At 62.4% G+C, this 23,400-nt stretch carries 27 protein-coding genes and 1 riboswitch; of the genes, 12 read left to right on the top strand and 15 right to left on the bottom strand.

The genetic code is table 11. The features are described 5' to 3' along the window. Nucleotides 1-18: 18 nt before the first annotated feature. Nucleotides 19-87, top strand: a riboswitch (Fluoride riboswitch). Nucleotides 88-96: 9 nt separating this feature from the next. The 3 genes from AUR64_RS00600 (at nucleotide 97) to AUR64_RS00590 (ending at nucleotide 2,287) form a co-directional block, all read left to right on the top strand. Further along, nucleotides 97-492, top strand: a complete 396-nt coding sequence (locus AUR64_RS00600) for a CrcB family protein (protein ID WP_058580014.1) — start codon at nucleotides 97-99, stop codon at nucleotides 490-492. Next, nucleotides 489-851 (top strand): fluoride efflux transporter CrcB, encoded by a 363-nt coding sequence (crcB, locus tag AUR64_RS00595; RefSeq protein ID WP_155120400.1) that lies wholly within the window; start codon nucleotides 489-491, stop codon nucleotides 849-851. Before AUR64_RS00600 ends, crcB begins: the two co-directional genes overlap by 4 nt. An 89-nt stretch (nucleotides 852-940) precedes the next feature. After that, a complete protein-coding gene (locus AUR64_RS00590; RefSeq protein WP_082230500.1) occupies nucleotides 941-2,287 on the top strand; it encodes a cytochrome P450 in 1,347 nt (448 codons plus the stop codon). A 117-nt stretch (nucleotides 2,288-2,404) separates the two neighbouring features. On the opposite strand, the gene AUR64_RS00585 is transcribed toward AUR64_RS00590, so the two are convergent. Then, the gene (locus tag AUR64_RS00585) at nucleotides 2,405-2,599 is read right to left on the bottom strand and encodes a DUF4177 domain-containing protein (protein WP_058580012.1); all 195 of its coding nucleotides are present in this window, start codon (nucleotides 2,597-2,599) and stop codon (nucleotides 2,405-2,407) included. An 80-nt stretch (nucleotides 2,600-2,679) separates the two neighbouring features. Next, on the bottom strand, nucleotides 2,680-3,078 hold the full coding sequence (locus AUR64_RS00580; RefSeq protein WP_058580011.1) for a hypothetical protein: 399 nt from the start codon (nucleotides 3,076-3,078) through the stop codon (nucleotides 2,680-2,682). A gap of 366 nt (nucleotides 3,079-3,444) precedes the next feature. Here AUR64_RS00580 and AUR64_RS00575 point away from each other — a divergent pair, with 366 nt between their 5' ends. Further along, nucleotides 3,445-4,518 (top strand): hypothetical protein, encoded by a 1,074-nt coding sequence (locus tag AUR64_RS00575; protein ID WP_058580071.1) that lies wholly within the window; start codon nucleotides 3,445-3,447, stop codon nucleotides 4,516-4,518. Between the two features lie 32 nt (nucleotides 4,519-4,550). Here the strand turns inward: AUR64_RS00575 and AUR64_RS00570 are convergent, their stop codons facing one another. The 4 genes from AUR64_RS00570 to AUR64_RS00555 form a co-directional block, all read right to left on the bottom strand. After that, nucleotides 4,551-5,708: an MFS transporter gene (locus tag AUR64_RS00570; protein ID WP_058580010.1), complete on the bottom strand. Its 1,158-nt coding sequence runs from the start codon at nucleotides 5,706-5,708 to the stop codon at nucleotides 4,551-4,553. 110 nt (nucleotides 5,709-5,818) lie between these two features. Then, a complete protein-coding gene (locus AUR64_RS00565) occupies nucleotides 5,819-6,139 on the bottom strand; it encodes a DUF3006 domain-containing protein (RefSeq protein WP_071391178.1) in 321 nt (106 codons plus the stop codon). Continuing rightward, a complete protein-coding gene (locus tag AUR64_RS00560) occupies nucleotides 6,139-7,662 on the bottom strand; it encodes a lamin tail domain-containing protein (protein ID WP_058580008.1) in 1,524 nt (507 codons plus the stop codon). Before AUR64_RS00560 ends, AUR64_RS00565 begins: the two co-directional genes overlap by 1 nt. Before the next feature lie 105 nt (nucleotides 7,663-7,767). Beyond that, complete coding sequence (locus AUR64_RS00555; RefSeq protein WP_058580007.1) at nucleotides 7,768-8,451, bottom strand: haloacid dehalogenase type II; 684 nt, start codon at nucleotides 8,449-8,451, stop codon at nucleotides 7,768-7,770. Nucleotides 8,452-8,618: 167 nt separating this feature from the next. Here AUR64_RS00555 and AUR64_RS00550 point away from each other — a divergent pair, with 167 nt between their 5' ends. From AUR64_RS00550 to AUR64_RS00530, 5 genes are all read left to right on the top strand, one after another. Beyond that, entirely contained in the window at nucleotides 8,619-9,596 is a 978-nt protein-coding gene (locus AUR64_RS00550; protein WP_240479554.1) for a prenyltransferase, read from the top strand. A 132-nt stretch (nucleotides 9,597-9,728) separates the two neighbouring features. Continuing rightward, on the top strand, nucleotides 9,729-10,808 hold the full coding sequence (locus tag AUR64_RS00545) for a DUF3179 domain-containing protein (protein WP_058580005.1): 1,080 nt from the start codon (nucleotides 9,729-9,731) through the stop codon (nucleotides 10,806-10,808). Continuing rightward, nucleotides 10,798-11,433 (top strand): hypothetical protein, encoded by a 636-nt coding sequence (locus AUR64_RS00540; protein ID WP_058580004.1) that lies wholly within the window; start codon nucleotides 10,798-10,800, stop codon nucleotides 11,431-11,433. Before AUR64_RS00545 ends, AUR64_RS00540 begins: the two co-directional genes overlap by 11 nt. 197 nt (nucleotides 11,434-11,630) lie before the next feature. Beyond that, the gene (locus AUR64_RS00535) at nucleotides 11,631-13,067 is read left to right on the top strand and encodes an FAD-dependent oxidoreductase (protein ID WP_058580003.1); all 1,437 of its coding nucleotides are present in this window, start codon (nucleotides 11,631-11,633) and stop codon (nucleotides 13,065-13,067) included. Between the two features lie 125 nt (nucleotides 13,068-13,192). Further along, on the top strand, nucleotides 13,193-14,035 hold the full coding sequence (locus tag AUR64_RS00530) for a DUF547 domain-containing protein (protein WP_240479553.1): 843 nt from the start codon (nucleotides 13,193-13,195) through the stop codon (nucleotides 14,033-14,035). Here AUR64_RS00530 and AUR64_RS00525 read toward each other — a convergent pair. Together AUR64_RS00525 and AUR64_RS00520 are read right to left on the bottom strand one after the other, a co-directional pair. After that, nucleotides 14,032-14,703, bottom strand: coding sequence for a class I SAM-dependent methyltransferase (locus tag AUR64_RS00525; protein ID WP_058580002.1), 672 nt, complete (start codon nucleotides 14,701-14,703; stop codon nucleotides 14,032-14,034). The two genes, AUR64_RS00530 and AUR64_RS00525, sit on opposite strands and share 4 nt — an antisense overlap. 68 nt (nucleotides 14,704-14,771) lie before the next feature. After that, entirely contained in the window at nucleotides 14,772-15,194 is a 423-nt protein-coding gene (locus AUR64_RS00520; RefSeq protein ID WP_058580001.1) for a low molecular weight phosphatase family protein, read from the bottom strand. Between the two features lie 207 nt (nucleotides 15,195-15,401). Between AUR64_RS00520 and AUR64_RS00515 the strand changes: the two genes are divergently transcribed. Beyond that, entirely contained in the window at nucleotides 15,402-15,944 is a 543-nt protein-coding gene (locus AUR64_RS00515; protein WP_058580000.1) for a SprT-like domain-containing protein, read from the top strand. 73 nt (nucleotides 15,945-16,017) lie between these two features. Here AUR64_RS00515 and AUR64_RS00510 read toward each other — a convergent pair whose 3' ends face one another. Together AUR64_RS00510 and AUR64_RS00505 are read right to left on the bottom strand one after the other, a co-directional pair. After that, nucleotides 16,018-16,932 (bottom strand): FAD-dependent oxidoreductase, encoded by a 915-nt coding sequence (locus AUR64_RS00510; protein WP_058579999.1) that lies wholly within the window; start codon nucleotides 16,930-16,932, stop codon nucleotides 16,018-16,020. A 1-nt stretch (nucleotide 16,933) separates the two neighbouring features. After that, nucleotides 16,934-18,190 carry an ABC transporter substrate-binding protein gene (locus AUR64_RS00505; RefSeq protein WP_058579998.1) on the bottom strand — a complete coding sequence of 419 codons (1,257 nt, stop codon included), beginning with the start codon at nucleotides 18,188-18,190 and terminating at the stop codon, nucleotides 16,934-16,936. A 188-nt stretch (nucleotides 18,191-18,378) separates the two neighbouring features. On the opposite strand from AUR64_RS00505, the gene AUR64_RS00500 reads away from it, so the two are divergent. Together AUR64_RS00500 and AUR64_RS20805 are read left to right on the top strand one after the other, a co-directional pair. Next, nucleotides 18,379-18,567 carry a hypothetical protein gene (locus AUR64_RS00500; protein WP_058579997.1) on the top strand — a complete coding sequence of 63 codons (189 nt, stop codon included), beginning with the start codon at nucleotides 18,379-18,381 and terminating at the stop codon, nucleotides 18,565-18,567. A gap of 64 nt (nucleotides 18,568-18,631) precedes the next feature. Then, on the top strand, nucleotides 18,632-18,802 hold the full coding sequence (locus AUR64_RS20805) for a hypothetical protein (protein WP_169794647.1): 171 nt from the start codon (nucleotides 18,632-18,634) through the stop codon (nucleotides 18,800-18,802). Nucleotides 18,803-18,841: 39 nt separating this feature from the next. Here AUR64_RS20805 and AUR64_RS00495 read toward each other — a convergent pair whose 3' ends face one another. From AUR64_RS00495 to AUR64_RS00475, 5 genes are all read right to left on the bottom strand, one after another. Next, nucleotides 18,842-19,837, bottom strand: coding sequence for a TatD family hydrolase (locus tag AUR64_RS00495; RefSeq protein WP_058579996.1), 996 nt, complete (start codon nucleotides 19,835-19,837; stop codon nucleotides 18,842-18,844). A 72-nt stretch (nucleotides 19,838-19,909) separates the two neighbouring features. Beyond that, nucleotides 19,910-20,857 (bottom strand): VOC family protein, encoded by a 948-nt coding sequence (locus AUR64_RS00490; protein ID WP_058579995.1) that lies wholly within the window; start codon nucleotides 20,855-20,857, stop codon nucleotides 19,910-19,912. Nucleotides 20,858-20,951: 94 nt separating this feature from the next. Continuing rightward, nucleotides 20,952-21,845 (bottom strand): fumarylacetoacetate hydrolase family protein, encoded by an 894-nt coding sequence (locus AUR64_RS00485; RefSeq protein ID WP_058579994.1) that lies wholly within the window; start codon nucleotides 21,843-21,845, stop codon nucleotides 20,952-20,954. 169 nt (nucleotides 21,846-22,014) lie between these two features. Continuing rightward, nucleotides 22,015-22,677: a TetR/AcrR family transcriptional regulator gene (locus AUR64_RS00480; protein WP_205628345.1), complete on the bottom strand. Its 663-nt coding sequence runs from the start codon at nucleotides 22,675-22,677 to the stop codon at nucleotides 22,015-22,017. Nucleotides 22,678-22,814: 137 nt separating this feature from the next. Next, nucleotides 22,815-23,231 (bottom strand): Rieske (2Fe-2S) protein, encoded by a 417-nt coding sequence (locus AUR64_RS00475; protein WP_058579992.1) that lies wholly within the window; start codon nucleotides 23,229-23,231, stop codon nucleotides 22,815-22,817. Nucleotides 23,232-23,400 lie beyond the last annotated feature (169 nt).

The raw sequence follows: 23,400 nt of genomic DNA, 5'->3' as shown, positions 1-23,400 counted from the left end.
GTCGAACGCGACTCCTGCTATCACTCGGGCAATGGAGTCTGCCCCACCCAACCGCCGAACACGTCGGCTGATGACTCCTTCTCGTCAGCGTCATCTATGTCAGAGGTCACTCGCCATCCGCTCGTTCGACTCGAATCGCTCGCCCTCGTCGCTATCGGCGGCTTCGCCGGGTCGAATCTCCGATACTTCGCCGCCCTCGTTCTCCCGGGGTTGGCCGGTACACTCGCGGTCAACGTCGTCGGCAGTTTCGCGCTCGGGTTCGTCCTCTACGAGCGACTGTACTCGGGGCTGCTCGCAAAGGAGACGCGTGTCGTCGTTTCGACAGGCTTTCTCTCCTCGTTCACCACGTACAGTACGTTCGCGCTCCAGTCGGCGCAAGCACCGCCGCTATGGCTGGTCGTAAACGTCGTTGCGAACTACACGCTCGGCTTTTCGGCCGTGCTTCTCGGGCGGTACGTCGCCCGCCTCGCCGAGAAACGGTGGTCGCAGTGATGGAGTTCGACCCTGCACACGTCGTCGGCACCGGCGGCGCTGTCGGCGCGCTCCTCCGGCAGTACGTCGACCACCTCGTCGACGTCGACGAGTTTCCGTTGGGAACACTCACCGTCAACGTCCTCGGGACGTTTCTGCTCGGCTTCGTTACGTTTCTCGGCGTCGACTCGACGACGCTGTTGCTGCTCGGAACCGGCGTCTGTGGCTCGTTCACCACGTTCTCGTCGTTCTCGGTCCAGACAGTTCGACTCTGGGAGACAGGCGACCGTCTCCGGGCGGTCGGTAACGCGACGCTAAACCTACTCGGTGCAGGACTCGCACTCGCCGTCGCGTGGGGTCTCGTTCGAATAGTGGGGTGATTCCGAGCGACTCGGGTGGACTGTAAACTCTTTCGAGCGGTTTCGCAGTTGACAAAGACCGAAGAGGTTCGCGCGCAGAGCAGTTGATAATGACCTCCGAGTTACAGCATGCGCCGGACGAGCTTCCACCCGGTCCTAACGGCTTACCGGTCGTCGGGTCGGCAATCGACGCGATTCGTGGCGGCCTGACGTTCAGCGAGCGGATGGCCCGGGAGTACGGCGACGTCGTCCACTGGGAAGACCCGACCGGCCACGTCTACCAACTCAACCACCCCGAGGACATCGAACGTGTCCTCGTCCACAACAACCAAAATTACGAGAAAGGCGACGAGTTCCAGAAAATTCTGGGTCCGCTGACCGGCAACGGCATCCTCAACAGCGAGGGCGAGGAGTGGCGACGGAACCGCCGTCTCGTTCAGCCGTCGTTTCATCCCGAACGAATCCAAGTGTACTCGGGGATGATGACCGACCTCACAGGCAGTATGCTCGACGGGTGGGAAGACGGCGAGACGTTCTCGATTCACGAGGAGATGATGGAACTGACGCTCCGCATCGTCACGAAGGCACTGTTCGGCGTCGATATAGACGAGTACGTCGACGAGGTGGAGACGGCCATCGATGGGTTCCTCGCGGCGACATCCAGCCTTCCAAATCTCCTGCTTCCCGAAGACGTGCCGCTTCCCTCTCGGCGGCGGATGACGAACGCCCGCGAGACGCTGGACCGCGTCGTCGACGACATCGTCCAGCAGAAAAAGCGCAATCCCGGCGAACACGACGTAGTCTCGATGCTCTTGGCGGCCCGCGACGACGACGGAGAGCCACTGAGCGAGAAACAGATTCGAGACGAAGCGATTACGCTTCTGGCTGCGGGTCACGAGACGACCGCCGTCTCGATGACGTACACCGCGTTTTTGCTCTCACAGCACCCGCGAGTCGAGCGGAAACTCACCGCAGAACTCGACGAGGTACTCGGCGGTGACCGGCCGACGATGGCCGACCTGCCGGAACTGACATACACCGAACAGATAGTCAAAGAGTCGATGCGACTCTACCCCCCGGTGCCGCAAATCGTCCGCGAATCGGTCGACGCCGACGTCCTCGGCGGCTACCACATCCCGCCGCAGTCAAAGATTATGCTGAATCAGTGGGTCGTCCACCGCGACGCCCGTTGGTACGACGACCCGCTGGCGTTCGACCCCGAGCGGTGGACGAGCGGGTTCGAGCGCTCGTTGCCGCGGTTGGCGTACTTCCCGTTTGCGGCCGGTCCACGTCGCTGTATCGGCGACCGGTTTGCGATGCTGGAGGCACGACTCATTCTAGCGATGCTGTACCAGAACTCCCACCTCGAACTCGTCTCCGACCGCAACATCGAGGTCGTTCCGACGGTAACCCTGCGACCGAAAGAGGACATCATCGTCACCGCCCACGAGCGCTGACTCCACCGCTTTACTGCTCGTGGTTTTTAGAAAACCCAGAGACTACGTCGTGTTCACCAGACGAGTTCACTGAGTAAGTTCACTCTGTGTGTTCATCTTATTCAGCCACTCGACCAGTCACTCGACGGGGCGTTCGAGAATGAGAAACTTCGTGCCGCCGCCGACGTATTCGACCGTTTCAACGAGTCGCCAACCGTCGGCGGCGTACTCGTTCAACTCCTCTTTCGGGTCCACGGACTCTTTTTTCGTCGCCCCGCGCGGAACGCGCAGACTCTCGTACTCGAAGCGACCAGCGTCGTCGTTACGACTCATACGGATAGCTACAACGCAAGCGGGCCTAAAGGTAGGCCTCGTTGGGGGGACGATATCCGGGAGAAGAACCGCTGTTTCGACTACGGTACTGTCGTTCCGCTGATGGTCACGTTCTGTCTGGCGACGACGGTTCCGTTGACGGTGTTGACCGCGTACAACTGCGCCGTCTGGTTGGTCGGGAGGACGACGGAAACGCTCGTCTGCCCCGTATCGACCGATGTCGTGTAGAACGACTCCCCTTCCGCGGTGATGACGCTCACCTTCGTTACGCCCTGTTCGGTCGTCGCTGCGGAACTCAGTGTCACCGACGCGTCTATTCCCGAAGTCCCCCACTCGTCGTTGGTCGTCACGCTCTTGAAGGTGGGTCCATCGGATGTCTGGACGGAGACGGTCGGTTGGACGGTGAGACACCCGCTACAGACGAGAAGAGCCAGCGTCAGAACCGCGAGTGTTCGGCGTCTCGGTGTCGTACTTTTCATACTACCGTGTACATCAGGATTGGTAATTAGTCCGCTGGCTCAATCGCTCACTCCAGTCGGACGCTCGACTGTAACAACAACGAATAATCGTGATTTTCCTGTCTGCCCGAATCGTGGCACTACGTGAACTTTTTGGATGCAGACTAAAGTGGACTGCTGTCGTCGATAGCAGTATCTACAGATGATTCATACAGCCAACTGCCGTACGACTATCGGCTGTCGACGCATCTTCGACGATTGGTCGGGTGATTCGCCCTCGGTTCTCTCCTTGGAGACGAGTTCTGGGAGTTCGTTCGGAGCGTGGACGTCGTCGAACGGGCATCGAGGTCTCGAAGCCGACACGAACACGCTACGGTCTTCGGCTCGATGAGCGACGACAACTCCGACACCATCGATACGAGAGAGCACGACCCGAACTTCGAACTCACCGTCAGTGGAGATATCGGCACCGCGAACACGATGCGGCAGCGAACCGGCGAGACGCGACTCAAGACGTGGTTCATGCTCGACGGCCACCGTCTGGTCGTCGCCGGACTGTTGGCGATGTTGATTTTCGCCGTGTTCATCTTCGCGGGGACGTTCTTCTACCAGTATTTCCTCATCGATGCGACGAGCGGTGACACCGTCGAGACGGTGTTCTCGACGATGATTAGCGCCATCATCACCGGTGTCACGTTGGTGTTGACCATCACCCAAATCGTCATCTCCCAAGAGAACGGTCCGCTCGGCGACCAGCGCGAGCGCATGAGCGCGACGATGGACTTCCGTGAGTACGCAGAAGAGATAACCGGGTCGCCAACGCCGGCGGACCCCTCGGCGTTTCTCCGCGCACTCATCCTCCAGAGCAAAGAGTACGCCGAGGCGCTCCGCGACTCGGTTTCCGACAGCGACAACGAGGAACTCCGCGGCGAAGTCGACGAGTTCACCAACAGTCTCATCGGCAACGCCGACGCAGCGACCGACAAACTCGAAGGTCGCTCGTTCGGCTCTTACACTGTCGTCTCGGCGGCACTCGACTACAACTACGGCTGGAAAATCTTCCAAGTCGAACGCCTCGCCGACGACTACGTCGACGACCTATCGACGGAGACGCTCTCGATTCTCGACCAGATGAAGACGTCACTGTCGATGTTCGGTCCCGCCCGTGAACACATCAAGACGCTGTACTTCGAGTGGGAACTCATCAGCCTCTCACAGAACATCCTCTACATCTCGGTGCCGGCGCTCATCGTCGCCGGATTCACCACGACGTACGTGGACGGAAACGCACTCACGGGCGGTATCCTCGGCGTACCGACGCTTATCTGGTGGACGTCCGCCGCCTTTGCGATTACGTCGCTCCCGTTCTTGTTGCTCATGGCGTACATCGCCAGAATCGCAACGATTGCGAAGCGGACGCTCGCCATCGGTCCGTTCATCCTCCGCGACTCACAGCGATAAGCGGCTCTTCCTTTTTTGTCGTGCGAGCGAAATTAGCTCGGGAGTCGCCCCGCTCGCTCGAACACGACGAGAACCAGAATACTCACACCGAGTGCCAACGCCGCACTCGCAAACACAGTGTCGTACGTGTATCCGCGTTCGACGAGCGTACCGACCGCCGAGGACCCGAGCGCCTGCGTCAGCATCCAGACCGAACTGAACACCGCGTAGGCGCTCCCTCTGGTGGCGTCCGGAAGCGTGTCGAGCATGTAGGTGTCCACCGCTGGGAACACCGCGTGTGCAACGAAGCCCAGAAAGCAGGTGACGGCACCGACCGCCCAGAGACCGTCGACCATCGTCAGCAGATACACCGTCGCGGCGAACACGCCGACGACGCCGAGCAGGTACGGAACCTGTGGGAGTCTGTCGGCCAAGTCGCCACCGAGATAGAACGCCGGCACGCCGGCGGCGAACACGACTGCCAGCATCGCTCCCGCTTGACTCTCAGAGAGGCCTTTCGCCTGCATGTACAGTTCGTAGAAGTTGAACAGGCCCTGCCAGACGAACACCGCCGCGCCGACGATGGCCAGCGACGTGACGATGATGCGCCACTCCGAGAGCGCGCTAGCGATGAAGTTACTGTCTTCTTGTCCTGCCGTCGGCATCTCGATGCGGCGCGCCGCAATCCACGTGTAGGCGGTCACGAGGGCCGCGCCGACGGCGATGCCCCACAGCGAGAGTCGCCAGTCGACGAGCAACGTCAGCGCGACCAGCGGGGCGGCGATGACCGCCGCAATCTGACTGGCGACGCCGTGGATGCCGATGACGTGGCCGACTCGCTGGGGGAACAGTTCGCTCAACAGCGGGTTCGCCGAGACGAAGTAGACGCCGGAGGCGAGACCCATGAGAAACGCACCGGCCATGAGACGCGGTATCGTCGCCGCCGTCGCCGCGAACGCCGACGAGAGCGCGAGAATGACGCCGGAGACGACGACGACGTGGTGTCTCGGCACTTTCGTGAGAATCCATCCGGTCGGGAGGCGCAGCGAGGCGCTGCCGACCCACGCGAGGGTGACGATGTGACCGGCGGTCGCTTCGCCGATGGCGAACTCGGTGATGAACACGTCCAGAAGCGGCGCAAAGACGATTCGAGCGAGATTCAGCAGAAAGACGAGGCCACACAGAGAGCCAAAGAGCCGAGCACGGGACACGAGTCGTCGTTTCCCGTAGGGAGTCTCAAGGGTTCCGTTTCCGGAAGTTCTGCGCTACCGAATCGCGTGCGCGGTGGGTTCGCAGGCTCGGACTCCCACGCTGCCTGCACTCAGTACTCGTCGGATTCCGCAGATGTGTCGGCTTCCTCGGTCTCGTCGGTTTCCTCACCGGGCAGTCGCTGAGAGAGACGGTCGAAGCGGTCCTGTGCGGACTGGCTTCGTTCGTCGGTCAGGTCGGACTCGTATCGGAACTCGACACGAGTGTCGTCGGGTCTGACAACCGAGAAAATCGCGTCCTGATGCTGGCCGTCCGGCGGCAGCATCGCTGTCGGCAACACGAGTTCGTCGACGAGTTCCTCGGCCTCCTCGACGAGCAGTACGGCGTCGTCGCCCTCGAACCGGTCCAACACGAGCAGCGTCGAGTCGTCCATCAGTATCGCTCCTCCAGCACTACCGTCCCGGTACCGTCGCTTACGCGTATCGTATCGCCGCCGTTGTTCCAGACGGCGTTGCCGGACCCCCAGTACAGTTCCGTGTCTGTGTCGGACCCTTCACCGGTGTACAGCGTCACTCGCGCCCCGGGGGCCAGCGTGAACCCCATCGGGAACGTGTACGTGTGACCGGCCTCGTCCGCGACGGTCCAACCCGTGAGGTCCAGCGGGCTGTTTCCACTGTTCTCGAAGACGAGATACTCGCCGTTCGTGTTCCCGTGGTCGTTGCCTGAGGCGTCCGCCTGCACCGAGACGAGCGATAGCTCCGCGGCAGTCGCCGCATCGTCGTCGGCCGGCGGCTCCGTCTCCGTCGGCGTCGACGCCTCGGATTCGCCGGAACCGACCGACTCACCGGACGACTCTCCTGCCGTCACCGGCGTATCTACTCCGCCGTCCGTGGCGACGAGCATCGGTGTGGCCGCGACGCCGCCGACGAGCGTCGCTCGTTCGACTACTGGATCGGTCGCTCCGGGTTCGATGGGTGGTGCAGTATGGAGTTCGGGAGCCACCGTCGTCGCGTTTCGCTGTGTCGCAATCGTCAGATTTCGCCCGTCGCTCGTGAGTACGGTGTTGCCGTGGACCGCAGTCCAGTACGTCGCAATCGAACGCTCGCCGAGACGGGCCAGCGTCTCTTCGTGCGGGTGTCCGTACTGTGATTGGTAGGCACTGGAGACGACGGCGACCTGTGGCGAACTCGCATCGAGAAGCGCGTCGCTCGAACTGGAGTTGCTCCCGTGGTGACCGGCTTGAAGCACGGTTGCGTTGAGTCTGTCGCCGTGCGTCTCCACGAGATAGTTCTCGCCTTCGGTTTCGGCGTCGCCGGTGAGCAGGAACCGCTGTTGACCGTGGGTCATCATCAGTACGACGCTGTTTTCGTTGCGTTCGCCGCCGGCGAGCGGTTCGGCGGGCGGTGCGAGAACGGAGACGTTGACGCCTGCAACGGGAAGCGTATCGTTCGAGACGACGCGGTAGAGGGGGATATCGTACCGCTCGACGGCGTCGAGGTACGATTCGTACGTCCGCGAACTCGACGCGATACCCGGGTCGTAGACGGCGCCGACGCCGTCGGCTTCCTGCTCGTAGTACTCGATAACGGACGCGTGGCCGCCGATGTGGTCGGCGTCGGCGTGGGTGGTGACGAGGTGGTCTATCCGAGTGATGTTTTGGGCGCGGAGATACGCGAGAACGTACTCTCCGTCGTCGCGCCAGTCGCCCGTGTCGATGAGCATCGTCTCGTTTTCGGGCGTCACGACGAGCGTACTCGTCGCTTGGCCGACGTTGATGTAGTGAACTTCGAGTGTCCCGCTCGCCGTCGTCGCATTCGCAGTCTGGAGGGACGCGGACGCCTCGGAGGCGGACTCGGTCCGTGGTTCCGACGGTGCCACTGTCCCCCCACCGACACATCCCGACAGCACGACGAGAAGTACGAGGACGAAGACGGTCGGGGTGTGCCGAGTAACCATACGTTTGACACGCGGGGACGGATGAAAAACCGTGACACGCGTCCACTCGACACACACTCTTCAGTACCGATACGAGTCGTGAGATGCGTCAACGGCCGTCGACGCTCAGACGCCGAGCGCGTCGGCCAGTTCGTAGAACGTCTCGATAGTGTGGTCGGGTTCGCCGCCGAACGTCTCCCACGGCGAGCCTTTGCGGTCGACCCACGTGCCCTGCATTCCGGCGTGTTGTGCGCCCATGACGTCGAACCAGCCCGCGGTGACGTGGACGATTTCGTCGATTGGGGTCCCCGTCCGGCCTGCCGCGTGGCGGTAGAGGTCGGCAGCGGGTTTGAACGTCCGAATCTCGTCGGCGCTGATGGTGTCTTCGAGTAAGTCGCCGATATCTGCGTGTTCGACCATCGAGTCGAGCATCTCGGGGTTGCCGTTCGAGACGACGTAACAGTCGTAGCCGCCGTCGCGGAGGCGTTCGATACCGTCTCTGACGTCGTCGAACACGTCCAGTTCGTGGTACACCGCGAGAATCTCGTCGCGTTCGTCCGTACTGATGTCGACGTTGTGCGCGTCGAGGGCGTACTGCAGTGCGTCGCGGTTCATCTCGTAGAACGGCTGATAGGCGTCTATCTGGTTGGCGACGAACGTGTATTCGAGCGACCGCGAGCGCCAGAGTTTCGACACCGGTTCGGGGTCGTCGACGCGTTCTGCCAGCGCCTTTTCGGCCGCGTCGACGTCGACCAGCGTGCTGTACGAGTCGAACGTCACCGTCGAAACCCGGTCGGCATCCAAGCTCATTTCGTAATGGTACGAACGTGTGCGTATTAGCTCTCCGGGGGACGTGCAGTCGACAGACCACGGCGTTCGACGGCGACTACGGCGGGAATCAGGACTCGTTCTCACACGACACATCGGCAACACTACTACCGACGACCGGATACTCACCGACAGATGTGTCTCGTCTCGTGAGCGGTCGTCACTCGGTTGCAGCGCGCGTTCCCAGACTCTGGGCGCTCTGGGCGGCCGCCCGTCCGAGTCAACTCCTACTCATTCTCCTCGTCTACGTACTCGGCGTGGGGATAGCGACGGCGATGTCGGGCCTCGAAGGGACCCGGACGGTTGTTTCGCCGTCCGGATTCGTCTTTTCGGAAGCGTTTGCGCCAGCCCTCGCCGGTGCTGTCGCTCTCGTCCCCGTCGCGGTTACGATACACTACGCTAACGAGTACGCCGACGTCGAAACCGACGCACTGACCGAGCAGACGCCGTTCTCGGGGGGTAGCGGTGCGCTCGTTCGAACCGGCCTCGACGCCGAGTTCCTCCAACACGCGACGGGAGCTTCAGCCGTCGTGTCGGTGCTCACGCTGGCCTGTATCGTCTCGGTCGTCGGTCTCTCTCCGACGGCGGCCGGACTACTGGTGACAGTACTCGTCGTCGGCGTGGCGTACTCGTTGCCGCCGGTCGCGTTCATCAGACGAGGAGTCGGTGAAGCCGTCAACGCACTTCTGGGTGGGCTCCTGCTCCCGCTGTACGGAGCGGCGACGGTCGGTTCTGCTACGGTTTCGACTGCGCTCACCGTCGTCCCGTTCACGCTCGTCGTCGGGTGTAACCTCCTCGCCACACACTGGCCCGACAGGAAAGCGGACGCGACGGTGGGAAAACGAACGCTCGCCGTCAGGTGGCGTCCCGATTCGCTCCGTCGTGCGTACGTCGTACTCGCAGCCGTTGCCGCGGCGACGACTGCGCTGCTTTGGTTCCTTGGCCTACTGCCGACGCTCGCCGCCCTCTCGCATCTCGTCTGTGTCCCGTTCCTCGTCTGGGGCGGCTACGTCTTGACGCGTCAGCGCTCACCGCTGCCGTCGGTGCTTGCGATGGTTTCGCTCGCGGTGTCGACGACGCTCGCGTGGTGGGCCGTCGCTGTCGGCGTCGGCGTACTGCCTCTCTGACGCCGAGGCTTCGGATGGTCGATTCTCGTCGCGACCCGTCTACAGTTGAAACGCGTCGAACGTTCGGCCCCGTGTGCGTCAGTAACACACAACTGCTCTACGTATTTGCCGACGGTACTGCTACGTTTCGGTATGTCCTCGACCCGTCGGGACGTCCTGCGTTGGACTGGAGGCCTCGGGCTTGCGGCACTCGGCGGCTGCTTAGGAAGCGCTCACCGAGACGACGCTTCCGCCGACCGGTCGGTGTCGTCGGACGACGAGTCCCTCCCACCCACTACCGAGAGACCGCTCTACCTCGGACACGGACTCGAATCACTCCGAAACAACGTTGTCAGTGGCGGTGTCTCGAAAGACGGCATCCCGTCGATAGACCGACCGGTGTTTTCGGCCGCCGACGCGTCGTCGCTCGGCGATGGTGACCCCGTGTTCGGCCTCGTGAGAAACGGCGATGCACGAGCGTATCCACAGCGCGTACTGGTGTGGCACGAAATCGTCAACGACAGCGTCGGCGGCGACCCCGTCGCAGTCACGTACTGCCCGCTAACGGGGACCGCACAAGGGTTCGAACGGGGACCCGCCGAGTTCGGTGTCTCGGGACGACTCGTCAACTCGAATCTCGTGATGTACGACCGCGCCACCGATAGCCGGTGGCCGCAGATGCTTGCGACAGCCATCGAGGGGGCACTCGAAGGTGAGAGCCTGCACGAGTTTCGTCTCGTCTGGACCACGTGGAAAAACTGGCGCGACGCGTATCCGAACACACGGGTTCTCACCGAACAGACCGGGTACTCGCGCCGGTACGGGGACGACCCCTACGGGAGATACAACCCCGATAGCGGCTACTACGCGAACACGCAGTTACTGTTCGACCCGCTCTCCGAGGACACGCGAGCGAACCCGAAAACCGTGGTCTTGGGAGTCCGAACGGCCCATGGAGCACTCGCCTTCGAGAAAACGTCACTGCTCGAAAATCGGGTTCTCGAAGGCGAACTCGCCGGCGAACGGTTCGTAGCCGTCGCAGACCCCGCGTTAGAAACCGGCTACGTCTACGTCGCCGACGCCGACGTCGATGTCGAACCGAACGCAGCGGGATACGACGTCGACGGGGAGTTCGCCCGTGCAAACGAACTTCCTCTCGGTCGCTCGCTGGCGTTCGACGCGATGTGGTTCGCGTGGGCGGGGTTCTATCCGGAGACGAACTATGTCGTCTGACCCGGAAACCGGAGTCGACGAAACGGAGCGACGTTCTCTCGGGTCGGTGCAGGTGCTGCTCGAACGGACAGCTCTGGCAGTGCGTGGCTCGCTCTCTCGACGCGCCGGAAAGGCGGTGTTTGCCTCGGTGGCGGTGATATACTTCGTTCTCTACTCGGTCGGTCTGAGACATCTCGGTGTCGGCGACGGGTCCATCGAGGTCGTCGTCGTCGCCGACCCACTCGCCCGAGCGACGGAGCAGATTGCACCGTTTCAGTACGAATCAGTCGCCTTCGTCGCTCTCGGACCGGTCGAGTACCTGTTTGCGCCGGTGAACGCCGCAATCGGCGTCGGACTCGCCGTACTGGTCGGCGTCAACCTCTCGGTGTCGTGGATGGCGTGGCGAGGGCCGTCCGCCTGCCACATCGGTCCTGGTGCGGGACTGACGGCTGGAGTACCCGGGATTCTCTCCGGGTTCGTCTGTTGCGGTCCGACGGTCCTCCTCGTCGTTGGAGTGCAGGCAAGCGCCGGTCTCGTCACCCTGTTTCAGTGGCTCGTTCCACTGGCAGTCGTGCTTCTGTTCGGCACCCTCCTCTGGGTTGGCAGTCGAGTCGACACCACCCGAGACGACCCGGCCGTCGTCTAAGGACCCGACAGGAGCGTCGACAAGAGTTCCTCGGTTGTTACACCCGGAGACGACACGACCAGATATCGGACCGTCTGCACGGACGAGAACCCGCAGTACCACCGGTCGTCGGCGGGTCCGGACGCGACGTACGGGCGCTGTGCGAACCTCTCGCGCGACCGAGATGTCTTTGTAACGGACGTCTGCGTACTCTCCTCATGACCGACCCGTTCGTAATCGTCGGCGGCGACGCCGCGGGGTTGAGCGCAGCGAGTAAACTGAAGCGGGACGCCCCGTCCAGAGACGTTGTCGTCTTCGAGAGGGGTCGGTGGGTGTCGTACGCCCACTGCGGCACGCCGTACTTCGTCGAAGGGGTAGTCGAGCGACTGACGGATCTCCTGTCGCTGTCTCCGGCGGCGATAAACGAGCGAGGAATCGACCTCCGGCGCGAAGCCGAAGTGACCGAAATACGACCGGCAGAACGTCTCGTCTCCGTCACCGAGGCGGACGGGTCGACCTACGACCAACCGTACGGGGAACTGCTCGTTGCGACCGGTGGCCGCGCCGCCACTGACCCCATCCCCGGCACCGATACCGACGGCGTGTTCACCATGCACGGCCTCGACTCCGCGGCGGCGGTCCGGGCGTTTCTCTCCGACCCCAAGACGTTCACCGTCGACTCGCTCGGCGGCGGCGAGTTCGTCGACGAAGCGTCCGTCTCGCGGTACGGGTCGATGCGACCACCGAATCGAGTTGCCGTCGTCGGCGGCGGCTACGTCGGCGTCGAGATGGCCGAAGCGTTCTCCGCGTGGAACCTCGACGTTCACCTCTTTCAGCGCGGCGACCGACTCCTCACGCCGTTCGGCGACGCCGTCTCAGAACGTGTCGAGGCTCACCTCGAAGCCAACGGCGTGACGCTGCATCTCGGGGCAGCGGTCGACGAACTTCGAGGCACGGACGGTCGTGTCACGTCGGTCGTCTGTGCCGACGGGACGGCACTCGACGTCGATGCCGTCCTCGTGGGTATCGGTATCCGTCCGAACGTCGAACTGCTGGAGCGCACCGACGTCGAACTCGGAGAGTCCGGGGCCGTCGCTGTCGACGAGTTCGGCCGCACCTCGGTCGATGGAATCTACGCAGCAGGTGACTGCGCGGAGGCGACGCACGTCGTCAGCGGCGAACCGGTGTGGATGCCGCTCGGTCTCACCGCGAACCGGGCGGGAAGAGCAATCGGACAGACGGTCGCCGGAGACCCTACGCCGCTGGGGGCTGTCGCCGGTACAGCGGTCGTGAAAGCATTCGACCTCGAATGCGGACGAAGCGGCTTCGTCGACACCGAAGCCGCCCAGAATGCTGGTTTCGACCCGGTCTCGGAGACGATAACAGCAGGCTCACGCTCCGGTTACTACCCCGGCAACGCCGAAACGGCGGTGACGCTCGTCGCCGACCGCGAGAGCGGCCGACTGCTCGGCGGCAGCATCGTCGGGAGGGACCGTGCGGCGATACGTATCGACACCGTTGCGACGGCACTCGAAGCCGGTCTCACCGTCGAAGCGGTCGAACGACTCGATTTGGCGTACGCGCCGCCGTTCAGCCCCGTCTGGGACCCCGTCTTGGTCGCCGCGAAAGTACTCAACGGGTCGATATCGACGTGAGTCGTCGTCATCGGGGTCGCCGAGATTACCGGTGGCTCACGGGGTCGTCCTGACTCTACCGCAGCGATGCGTGTCACACGCACACGTCCGGCAACTGTCTTGTCGGCTGAGTCCCACAGCCTACTGTGAGCGACCAGAGCGACCAAGAGTCTACGGGGGACGGACGGGAGGGAAGAGACGCCGGAACCGACGCAGTCGATGTGTCCGGTCACGTCGGCCGGGAGACGACAGGCCCTGACGACGGAATGCGAATGGACGAGGGGTCGCAAAATCGGATGGTCGACGTTGCCCAACAACTGCTAGAACGCGTTCGGTACGGTGACCCGACGGCGTCGCTCTGTCGGGAACTCGCCGACGCCGACGAGGAGCTACTGGCTCCGGTCAGAAACGAGCGAACGAAAGCGCTCGCCTTCTGGCTGAACGTCTACAACGCGTCGGCGCAACTGCTTTTGGACCGACGTCCCGACCTGTTCGAGACGCGGTGGCGGTTCTTCAGGGCGCGTGCGGTGACCGTCGGCGGCGTCGGACTGAGTTTGGACGATATCGAACACGGCATTCTTCGCGACTCGCACTCGAAGTACGGCCTCGGCTATCTCCCACGACTCGGTCGGGTCGGCCTCGACGCGTCGTACCGGGTCGAACGCGACCCTCGAATCCACTTCGCGCTGAACTGCGGCGCTGCGAGCTGTCCGGCCGTTCTCGCGTACGACTGGCGACGTGTCGACGAGATTCTCGACGACGCGACCCGTTCGTATCTCGACCGAACCGTCGAGTACGACGCCGAACGAGACAGAGCGACCGTCCCCCGAGTCTGTCTGTGGTTCGTCGGCGACTTCGGCGGCGTCTCGGGAATTCGAAGCCTGCTCCGGGAGTTCGAACGAGTCCCACCGGGGTCGTCGCCGTCGATTCGGTTCGCAGCCTACGACTGGTCGAAACGACCACGTTATTTCGGTGAACGGTCGGACTAACCAGTTTCCGACGCCGATTTGCGCGCACAGGCTAAAAGAACCGTCCCCGCGTTGAACGTTCGGACGTCGACGGAGTCGAACGAACACCGAAGAACCGACGGGAGGTGAATCTCCGGTTGCCAGTCGGTCGTTCGCTTCGAGACGGGGACGACCACCGCGTTGGCGAGAGTCCACGGTCGCTCTTGAAACGGTTGCCCGTCGAGGACGACCAGTCGTCCTCCCGGTCGAAGAAGCGTTTTCGCGGTTTCGATGGCTCTCTTCGGGTCCGGAACGGCGCTGAGCGACATCGACGCGTAGATTGCGTCGAACGACGCCGCGTCGAACGGCGGCCGTAACGCGTCGGCGCGGACCGCGTGGACGTTCTGCCATCCCGCTCGCCGGATTTTCGTCGTTGCTTCCCGGACCATCCCGTCGCTTGCGTCGAAGCCGACGACCGTTCCGGACCGACCGACGGCCGAGCGGAGCGATTCGAAACTGTTGCCCGGGCCACAGCCGAGTTCGAGAATCCACTCACCCGAGGTCGCGGCGAGTACGTCTAGCGACTGCTGACGAATCTCCTCCTCGCGGCCGAGAAACGCGAATCCGTACAGGAGGTCGAACGCACGCGGATGACGACTCCACCAGTCGTACACGCTCGCCCCGTCGCGTTCGTCGGCGTTTGCTGTCATCGCGTCTTCATCTCCAGACGCTATTCACGAGCGGGTCACTTCAATCGTCGGTCGGGAAATCGGTGTCTCTACTCACTCGGAAACCGCTCGTCGAACAGCGTGGTGACCCGGTGTTCGATATCGTCTCGAATCTCACGAACGCGGTCGATGTCCTGTCCGTGTGGGTCGTCGAGGTCCCAGTCTCGAACGTCGACGTCGGCGTCGAGTTCCAGCGTCGAACAACCCATCGTGGCGACGACGTCGCAGTCGTCGAGTTCCTCGTCGGAGACTTCTCTGGGGACGCGTTCCGACAGGTCGATATCCAGTTCTTCCATCACGTCGACGACCTCGGGATGCACCTCGTCGGCCGGCATCGTCCCGCCGGTGAGAATCTCGACGCGGTCTTCGAGACCGCGTCGTTGGCGCTCCCGTTCTGCGAACGCGGCCGACATCTGACTCCGACCCGCGTTCTGTACGCACACGAACCCGAACCGTACCGGGGTATCACTCATACTACGGTTCGAGACCGTATACACCAATAACGGTTGCTAAGAACACTATAGAGTACTCTATTCTTCGAGAGTTCGATTTTACGTACCGAACGACGTGTGCGCTCGTCGGTGGTGCAGAGAGCCTGCCCCAATCGGGTGAGAAACGACTATACTTCGAGACTCCGAGTCCCGAGCAGACACCGGCGGCAGTCCGCTCGTCCGCCAACGGTGACACTCGAACAGATGGCTCGCATCGACACGTCCTACTACGACATCGACTCGACGGCATCGGTAGCCGAGTTTCTCGCCGTGTCGAAGATTTACGCCCGCGAAGTCGTCGACCATTACGACCTCACCGCGTCGGTCAGCGACCTCGAATGGACCGTGAGCAAACGAGCAAAACGGCGGGCAGGTGCGGTCAGCTACCGCGACGGCGTTCCGAAGTCCGTTTCGCTGACGTGGGAGTTCTTCGAGACCCACGGATGGGAGGCGACCGCCGAGACGATTCGCCACGAACTCGTCCACGTCCACCTGCTCAACGAAGCGGGCGATGGCTCTCACGGCGCGCGGTTCCGAGCGCTCGCGGACGAACTCGACACTCACGTCCACTGCGAGCGGTTCGCCGACCCGAACTGGTGGATACGCTGTGCGTCCTGCGGCGCGGAACTCGTCAGATACCGACGGTCGAAACTCGTCGACGAAGTCGAGTCGTATCGCTGCGGCGACTGCGGCGGCGAACTCCGCGTAGTCGAGAACACGGACAACGAGTAATCGAGGAACCGCGACCCGCGACCCGCGAACCTCGAATCGCGCGTTCAAATCCAACCCTGCCGATGGAAGTGTCTCAGGCGTCGTCGAGTTCGCGAGCACGCTCTCGTATCAACTCGTCGTCGATGTGGTCGAGCAACCGACGCTGCCCGCGTTCGGTCTGGTGTTCGATTTTTTCGTCGGAGATGTACGTCTCGAACCGTCGGTCGATTTCGGCTTCGCGGAGTGTCGTCCACTCGGCGTCCGGTACCTCGTGGTCGTCCGGTCGCTGCGAGTCCGCGTACTCGCGCCACCGGTCGCGTTCGGCCCACTCACCGGTCAGTTCTGCTTCTCGGCGGACCCAGTCGTAGTGTGCGGCGAATCCTTCGAAGAACCCCCGTTCGCGGCGGACGTCGTCGAGCAGCGTCAACGCGACGCGAGCACCGCGTCCCGCGGCGATAATCGCTTGACGGTCCGCCTCCTCGGAGGGTGACGCGACGTACAACCGTTCGACGGGCGTCGTTCCGTCCGACTCGGCGTACGAACGGTCGAAATGCTCGTGTTCGTCGCCGTCGTGGTCGTGAGTTACGAACATCTCGTCGCCACCGAGCGGTCGGAGATACTCGCCATCGTATCGCGTGGCGGCGACGACGTACCGAGCCGTAACGGAGTCACCGTCCTGCGGTTGGACGACGAATCCGGCGTCGCCTTCCTCGTTGGTAACCGACTCGACGAAGTCGGGGACGATTTCGCATCCTGCTGTCTCGACGTGGTCGTGTAGCAACCCGTAGAACGTCTCGATGTCGATACCGGCGGGAAATCCGAGATAGTTTTCGAGGAAGGCACACCGCTGAATCGACGACCGGCCTCGGTCGTACACGAGTGTGTCGAGACCGTACCGGGCGGTGAAGATGGCCGCCGAACTCCCGGCCGGGCCGCCACCCACGACGACGACATCGTACTCGCAGTCGTGGTCACCCGACACGTTCGCTGTTGTCTCCGTGTCCGCCATCTCAGAGGTCTCCGTTGATGACGTCGGCGACGCGCTGGCGGTCGAACATCCGCTCGCCCTCGGGAATCTCCGGATACGGGCCGCTCTCGTACGTCGGCCACGCGCCGAACTGCTCGGGGTACAGTTGCTTTGCCGTCATTTCGATTTGGAACAGGTTCAGGATTGGGCCCTGATAGCGCGCTCCCTGCGGGTGCAGACGGTCGTTTTGAACGGCCGTGAGTGTGGACCCAACGGGGTGTGATTTGAGCGCCGAGCGGGTATCGGGCATGCTCGTTCCCGGTTGCATCCCGCCGAGGAACAGCATCACGTCCGGGTCGGCTTCGAGCAGCGTCTCGAAGTCGACAATCTCCCCGGATTCGACGCTTCCGTCGAACGCGTCACGCGGGCCGAGGGGTCGCGTGTGCGCCGTCAGGAAACCGGGATTATCCAGCGTGTACGCGTAGATATCCTGTTCGATGTTGCTGGCGCCGACCATCACGACGGTGGGTCGCTCCGACGCCGCCGGGAGCCCACCCGAAATCTCGTCCAGCATCGACTGTCGGACGGAACTCAGTGCCTCGAACCGCTCCCGTTCGCCGAACGCCTGTGCCACTTTCTCGAACTGCTCCCACAGGCCGTAGTACTCGTACCGGTCGGCCCACTCCTCGGGTGGCTCCTGATGGCGGGCGCTCAACGAGTTGCCGAACCACGGCGAGATGTTCTCGTCCACTTCTTCGATATCGGCCATACTCCAGTTTCCGAGTTGGTGCACCGACGCGGGGTCGGCGAGGTGGACATCGCTGTCGAGTTCGTACAGTTTCTCTTTCGTCGGTTCCCACGAGGAGTACAGCCCTGACCAGTCGAGGGAGACACCGGGCAGTCGCTCGACGAACTGGTTCCAGAGCGCGTCGTAGTAGTCGGGCGCGTGCATCGCGTTGACCGAGTTACCGCGACCCAGCGCAAACGCCATATCGGCATGATGGGTGAGTCGAGTGAACACCGTCTCGGGTGCGGACTCTAACGCCACTTCGCCGACCGGCGACATCGATGCGGTGAACGCGGCCGACTCGTCACTCGTCGTCGTGTCCGATTCCGTCTCTGTCTGCGTTTCCGTCGCTGATGTCTGTGCCTCAGTAGCCGTCGATTCGTTGCCCGACTCGGCGTCGGTCGTCGAATTACCCGTACACCCGGCGAGCAAACTGCCGCCGAGTACCGCACCGCCGTACTTCACGTAGTCGCGTCGCGTCGGGCCACGCTGGCCGTCAGTGTTCTGTGTCATGGTTTTAGGCTCGCCTAAACAGTGATAACAGTTCCGGAATTTCGGTCAGCCTAAAATCTCGAACAGTCCGAGACGACGAACTGACTGCCCTGCTAATGTGGGCTAATACGACCACTCTGGTTTATTTTCCGTTTCGGGTTCGTGACAAAACCAGTGGAGGTATACGTGAGATATTCGATGTGTTGCGCATGGTACACTGCCCTGAATGCAAGACGACGCTTTCGGACGAGTCTGATATCGAGTTCATCGAGACGGACGCCGTCTCCGGATTCTTCAAAGCCTCCAAGCGCTTCTACATCGCGGAGTGCGTCGACTGCGGCGCGAACCTCGGCAGCGGTGTCGCCGGCGCGAAGGCGGGCGGCGGCGGTGCGGTCTGACCGCGCCGACCCGACGATTCAGTCGTGCAGAACAGTTAACAGGTGAGTCCGAGAACGGCAGTGTATGGCACACTGCCCTGAATGCAACGCGGACCTCTCCGAGAAATCCGACGTCGAGTTCGTCGAGATGGACGCCACCGCCGGCTTCTTCAAAGCCTCAAAACGCTTCTATCTCGTCGCCTGTACCCACTGTGGGGTCGCTATCGGAAGCGGCGTCGCCGGCGCGAAAGCGTAGGCGACAGAAGCACCCTCTCAACCCGAGAGACGCGCTCGGCTACACCTCTCCGAGCACTTGCTTCGGGTTCTCGTAGACGACCTGCCGTATCGTCTCCACGTCGAGACCCATGCGGTACAACTCGAATATCGTCCGTTTGAACGAGAACACGTCTGTTCGAAGAATTCCCGCACTGTCGGTTTCGACGAGGATGCGCTCGGGACCGTACTCGTCGACGACTGCCGCGACGTCCCGCGGCGTCACGCCGAGTAGCCACGGATAGCTCACGGTAAAGGAGAGGAAACAGTCGGTGTTCTCCAACACGTACGGCGCAATCTCCCTGTCGGCGTGTGAGAGTACCAGTTTCTCGTCGGCGAGTCCCGCGTCGTCTTTCAGTTCGACGTCGAGTTCCGTCGCGGCCCGTTTGACGTCGTCGGCTTCCAGCACTGGGTCCTGCTGCAGTCGCATATCCAGTTCGTAGCCCGGAATCCGTCCGCGTTCCCGGTACGGGATATCGACGTGGTCGAGATTCGGCGGCGTGTGGACCACCGCGGGGAGGTCGTGGTCGGCCGCAATCTCCATCTGTCGTCGCATCACCTCCTTCTGTTCGTCGAGCGGCCACGTCGCGACGTGCTGTGAGGCGGTAATCCCGATTTCACCGACCGCGGCGACTTCGTCGAGCGCGCAGTACTCGGGCATCACCGCCAGCAACTCCTCGTAGTCGTCGATTCGGACGCCGGTGTGCATCCCGATACCCAACTTCGCGTCGAACACGTGCGAGCGCTGAATCTCGGCGCGGCGGTTGAGCGCGTCGTCCCAGAGATACCGAACGTCCTGAGACTCGACGGGCTTGTACGGCGTCCAGTAGTACGCCGCGGCCATCATCACCATCCCCTGACAGCCGCTGAGCGCGAACTGCTCGCGTTCGTTCCACGACAGGGTGTGCGCGTGGTTGTGGATATCTATCCACGGAATGTTCGTCAGTTCGACGGGGAACGTCGCGTTGTCGGAAAATTCGGCGTCGGTCGGTCGCTGTGTCGGGTAGGTGGTGTCCATCGTCTCTCGGGGTCTGGAAGCAGAACGCAAATCGAAGGGTGGTTCGTCGAACGATACGGCTTCGCAGCGCGCTCAGTCGCGGCTGAGGTTCGGTAGCTGTTCGTCGATGTAGTCGATGTCGACGTCCAGCCAGTCGGGAACTTTGAGGTTCTCTCCCAGTTCGGAGACGTCCTCGTCGAGCGTGACGCCCGGTCCCTCCGTCGCAAACTCGAACACTGCTCCACCGGGTTCGGTGAAGTACATCGACCAGAAGTAGTCACGGTCTTTCCGCGACGTGGTAATCAGCCCTGCGTCGCGGAAGCGGTCGCTCCACTCCTTCTGTTCCCACTTCTCGCCGGTGTCGAACGCGACGTGCAGGAACGTCCCGGTTCCCATGACGCCTTGCGGGGCGTTCGGTCTGACGAGTACGTCGACGAACTCCGCGCCCTTGCCCTCGCCGGGCGCTTGATAGCGGACGCGGTCACCCGCCTGTGGGTAGTCTTGACGACCGACGCGCGACCAGTTCATCGTCTCCAGCGCTCGGAACGTCCCCGCAGGGTCGTTCGAGTGAATCGTGACGCTGTGTAGGCCGCGAATCGCGTGTTCGGCAGGGACGTCGCTGCCGTCCCACGGGTCGATATCGGACTCGCCGGTGACGAGTTCGAACGGCGTTCCGTCGCGGTCGGTGAACTCGATGGCCGTCTCGTCGAAGCGCTTCGTGACCTCGTAGGTGATGTCGTGGTCGTCGAACCGGCCGGTCCAGTAGTCGACCGAATCCTCGGGGATGACCAGTCCACAGCCGCTGAGGCCACCTTTCCCAATCGAGCCCTGTTCCATGTCCTCGATGGGGAAGAAGGTGACAATCGAGCCTGCGGTACCCACCTCGTCGCCGTAGTAGAGGTGGTAGATTTTCTCCGGAATATCGAATCGAACCGTTCGTTTGACGAACCGCAGTCCGAGAACGCTCTCGAAGAAATCCAAGTTCTCCTGAGCGTCGCTGGCGAAGGCGGTTACGTGGTGTAGCCTGTTGATTTCTCCCATGGTACTGCGTGTTTTACCAAGTGGTCAAATAATAAGTCACTGGGGGTACCGGCATTTTTGATGGATATTCGTGTTGAATACCCGCTCCGGCGAACTACCGTTCCGCGCAGTCGTTGGTAAGTTCGCCGACGCCTTCCACGCCGACGGTAACGGTGTCCCCGTCGCCGAGAAGCACCTGCGGGTCGCGGAAAAAGCCGACGCCGTCCGGGGTTCCGGTGTAGATGACGTCACCGGGATAGAGCGTAAACGCGCGACTGCAGAATGCGATTATCTCGTCGATGTCGAAGATGAGATGCTCGGTGTTCGACTCCTGTAACCGCTCGCCGTTGACTTCCGTCCAGATGTCGAGGTCGTGGACGTCGTCGAGTTCGTCGGGGGTCACGAGGTCCGGTCCAAGTGGTCCAAACGTGTCGAGACTCTTGCCGCGGACCCACTGCTCGTCGCGGTTCTGGAGGTCACGGGCGGAAACGTCGTTGCCGACGGTGTAACCGGCGACGTAGTCGCGTGCATCCGCTTCGCTGACGTTTCGGGCTTTCTCACCGATGACCGCGACGAGTTCGCCCTCGTAGTCGACGGCGTCGGTGAGTTCCGGGTCCCACTCGACGGTTGCATCCGGGCCGACGAGCGACTGTGGGAACTTGGCGAACAACACCGGTTCGTCGGGTGTGTCGAACTCGCCTTCGTCGGCGTGTTCGCTGTAGTTGAGGCCGACGGCGACGACTTTCTGTGGTCGAGTAACGGGTGCGACGCGTTCGAGCGAGTCGACAGAGTACGTCCCCACGCCCGTCTCTTCGGCGTACGAAACCGCGAGTTCGACTTTCTCTCTCCAGTTCCACTCGGCGAGAATCTCGCGCGTCGTCTCTGGGAGCGTCACGCCCGCTGACGCGCCTGCCTCGTGCAGGGAGACAACGGTGTCGTCGTTGACAACGCCCGCCCACGCGTCTTCGGGACCCTCCGCGTCGTCCGTGGTGAACTGTCCGACTCTCATCGCTGTGGCCCACGCTCGATTCGGTCAGAGTTACCGCTCGTCGTGTGCTTCGATACCATGAACGATAGTTAGAAACGACTTCACATAGTGTTTACCGTCTGGTCAAAATCGTGCCGGTATCGCCGATATCACGAGTGTCGTCGGACGCCCGACGGATGTCGAAGAGTGGTTACTCGCCGGAACGGTTCCGGCCCGTCCGCTGCGAGGAGACGACGAACTCGGGTTTGAGCAGCGACGAGAGGATGTACTCGTGGATGCCGCGCCGGGCCTGTTCGGGTGCCTCGTCGTGACCGAGCGAGATGCGTCGTGCGCGCGCGGCGTGGATGATATCGGTGACGAACTGTGCGGTCTCCTCGGCGTCGACGGGCCGGAACACCCCCTCGTCGATACCACGTTCGAGCACTTGCGTGATGCTGTCTCGAATAGTCACGTAGTGGTTGTTGAACACTTCTCGGTGTCGCTCGTTGTGTTGGGCCTGCGAGAACAGTTCGTGGTATACTTTCATCCGCTCCCAGTGGCCGAAGTCGGTGTCGAACTCCGGGCCGAACAGACACTGGTCGATGCGAGCGTCGAGTTCTGTGAGCGGGTCGGCGTCTTCGTCGACTTCGACGCTGCCTTCGTACTGTTCGATAACGTACTCTAGAAAGGCGGAGATGAGGTCGTGTTTGCCGTCGTAGTGGTAGTGGATGAGCGTCCGACTCATCTCGAACTCCTCGCCGATATCTCTCATCCGGAGGTCGTTGTAGCCGTGCTTGCTGAGCGCACGAAACGTCGCCTCCATAATCGCCTCCCGAGTGTCCGCAGAAGAACGGGAACCGCCGGACGAGTTCATACCCTGTAGATGACGGTCGGTGATTAAATAGCCGTGGCCTACCGCTTACGTGGTTTTACCGCCTGGTCAGGTTGTCGTGACGAACGACGAATCGAACGTCGACGCAGTCACCGTTCCCGGCCGAGGGAAACGATTGCTCAGAACCCGATGTGAGAGGTCGAGTCCGGTCCGCCATCGTCCTCGACACCACCCACTCGGAGGAAGGTGTAGTTGTCGTCGGAGAGAAACACGCCGTCGTCTTCGACGGCGATTTCGACGCCCGGGAGCGTCGTTCCCGCCGCCTCCCCGTTGTCACACTCGCCCGAGCAACTGTCGAACATCGACCCGTGCTTCGGGCAGATTATCTCGCCATCTCGCATGGCCGCCCCCGACCCTCGGTCGAGTCGCTGGTTCTCGTGCGTGCAGTTGTTTATCCACGCTTCGATACCGGGTTCGGTCTCGCATCGGACGAGTATCACCTCTCTTTCGTTGGTGAAGGCGTCTTCGGCGGTGAACAGGTACGACCCCACCTCGGGAACGTCTTCGACGCTTGCGATTCGCGTTCCTTCGACCATCGCGTAACCGTACTCACCGACCGAGCAAGTAGCCATCGAATAGTTTCACCAGATGGTCAACGGTTCGGTAGCGTCGAAAAACCGTGGGGGTTGCGGGGTTTACTCGAACAGTTCGACGGCCTGGTCGTAGCGGGTGCTGGGTTCGTCCCAGTCGACGACCTCGAAGAAC

This window comes from Haloprofundus marisrubri, assembly GCF_001469955.1.
GTDB classification, from domain to species: Archaea; Halobacteriota; Halobacteria; order Halobacteriales; family Haloferacaceae; genus Haloprofundus; species Haloprofundus marisrubri.
The sequence above is the reverse complement of the archived record's forward strand: the minus strand, read 5'-3'. Positions and strand labels throughout refer to the sequence as shown.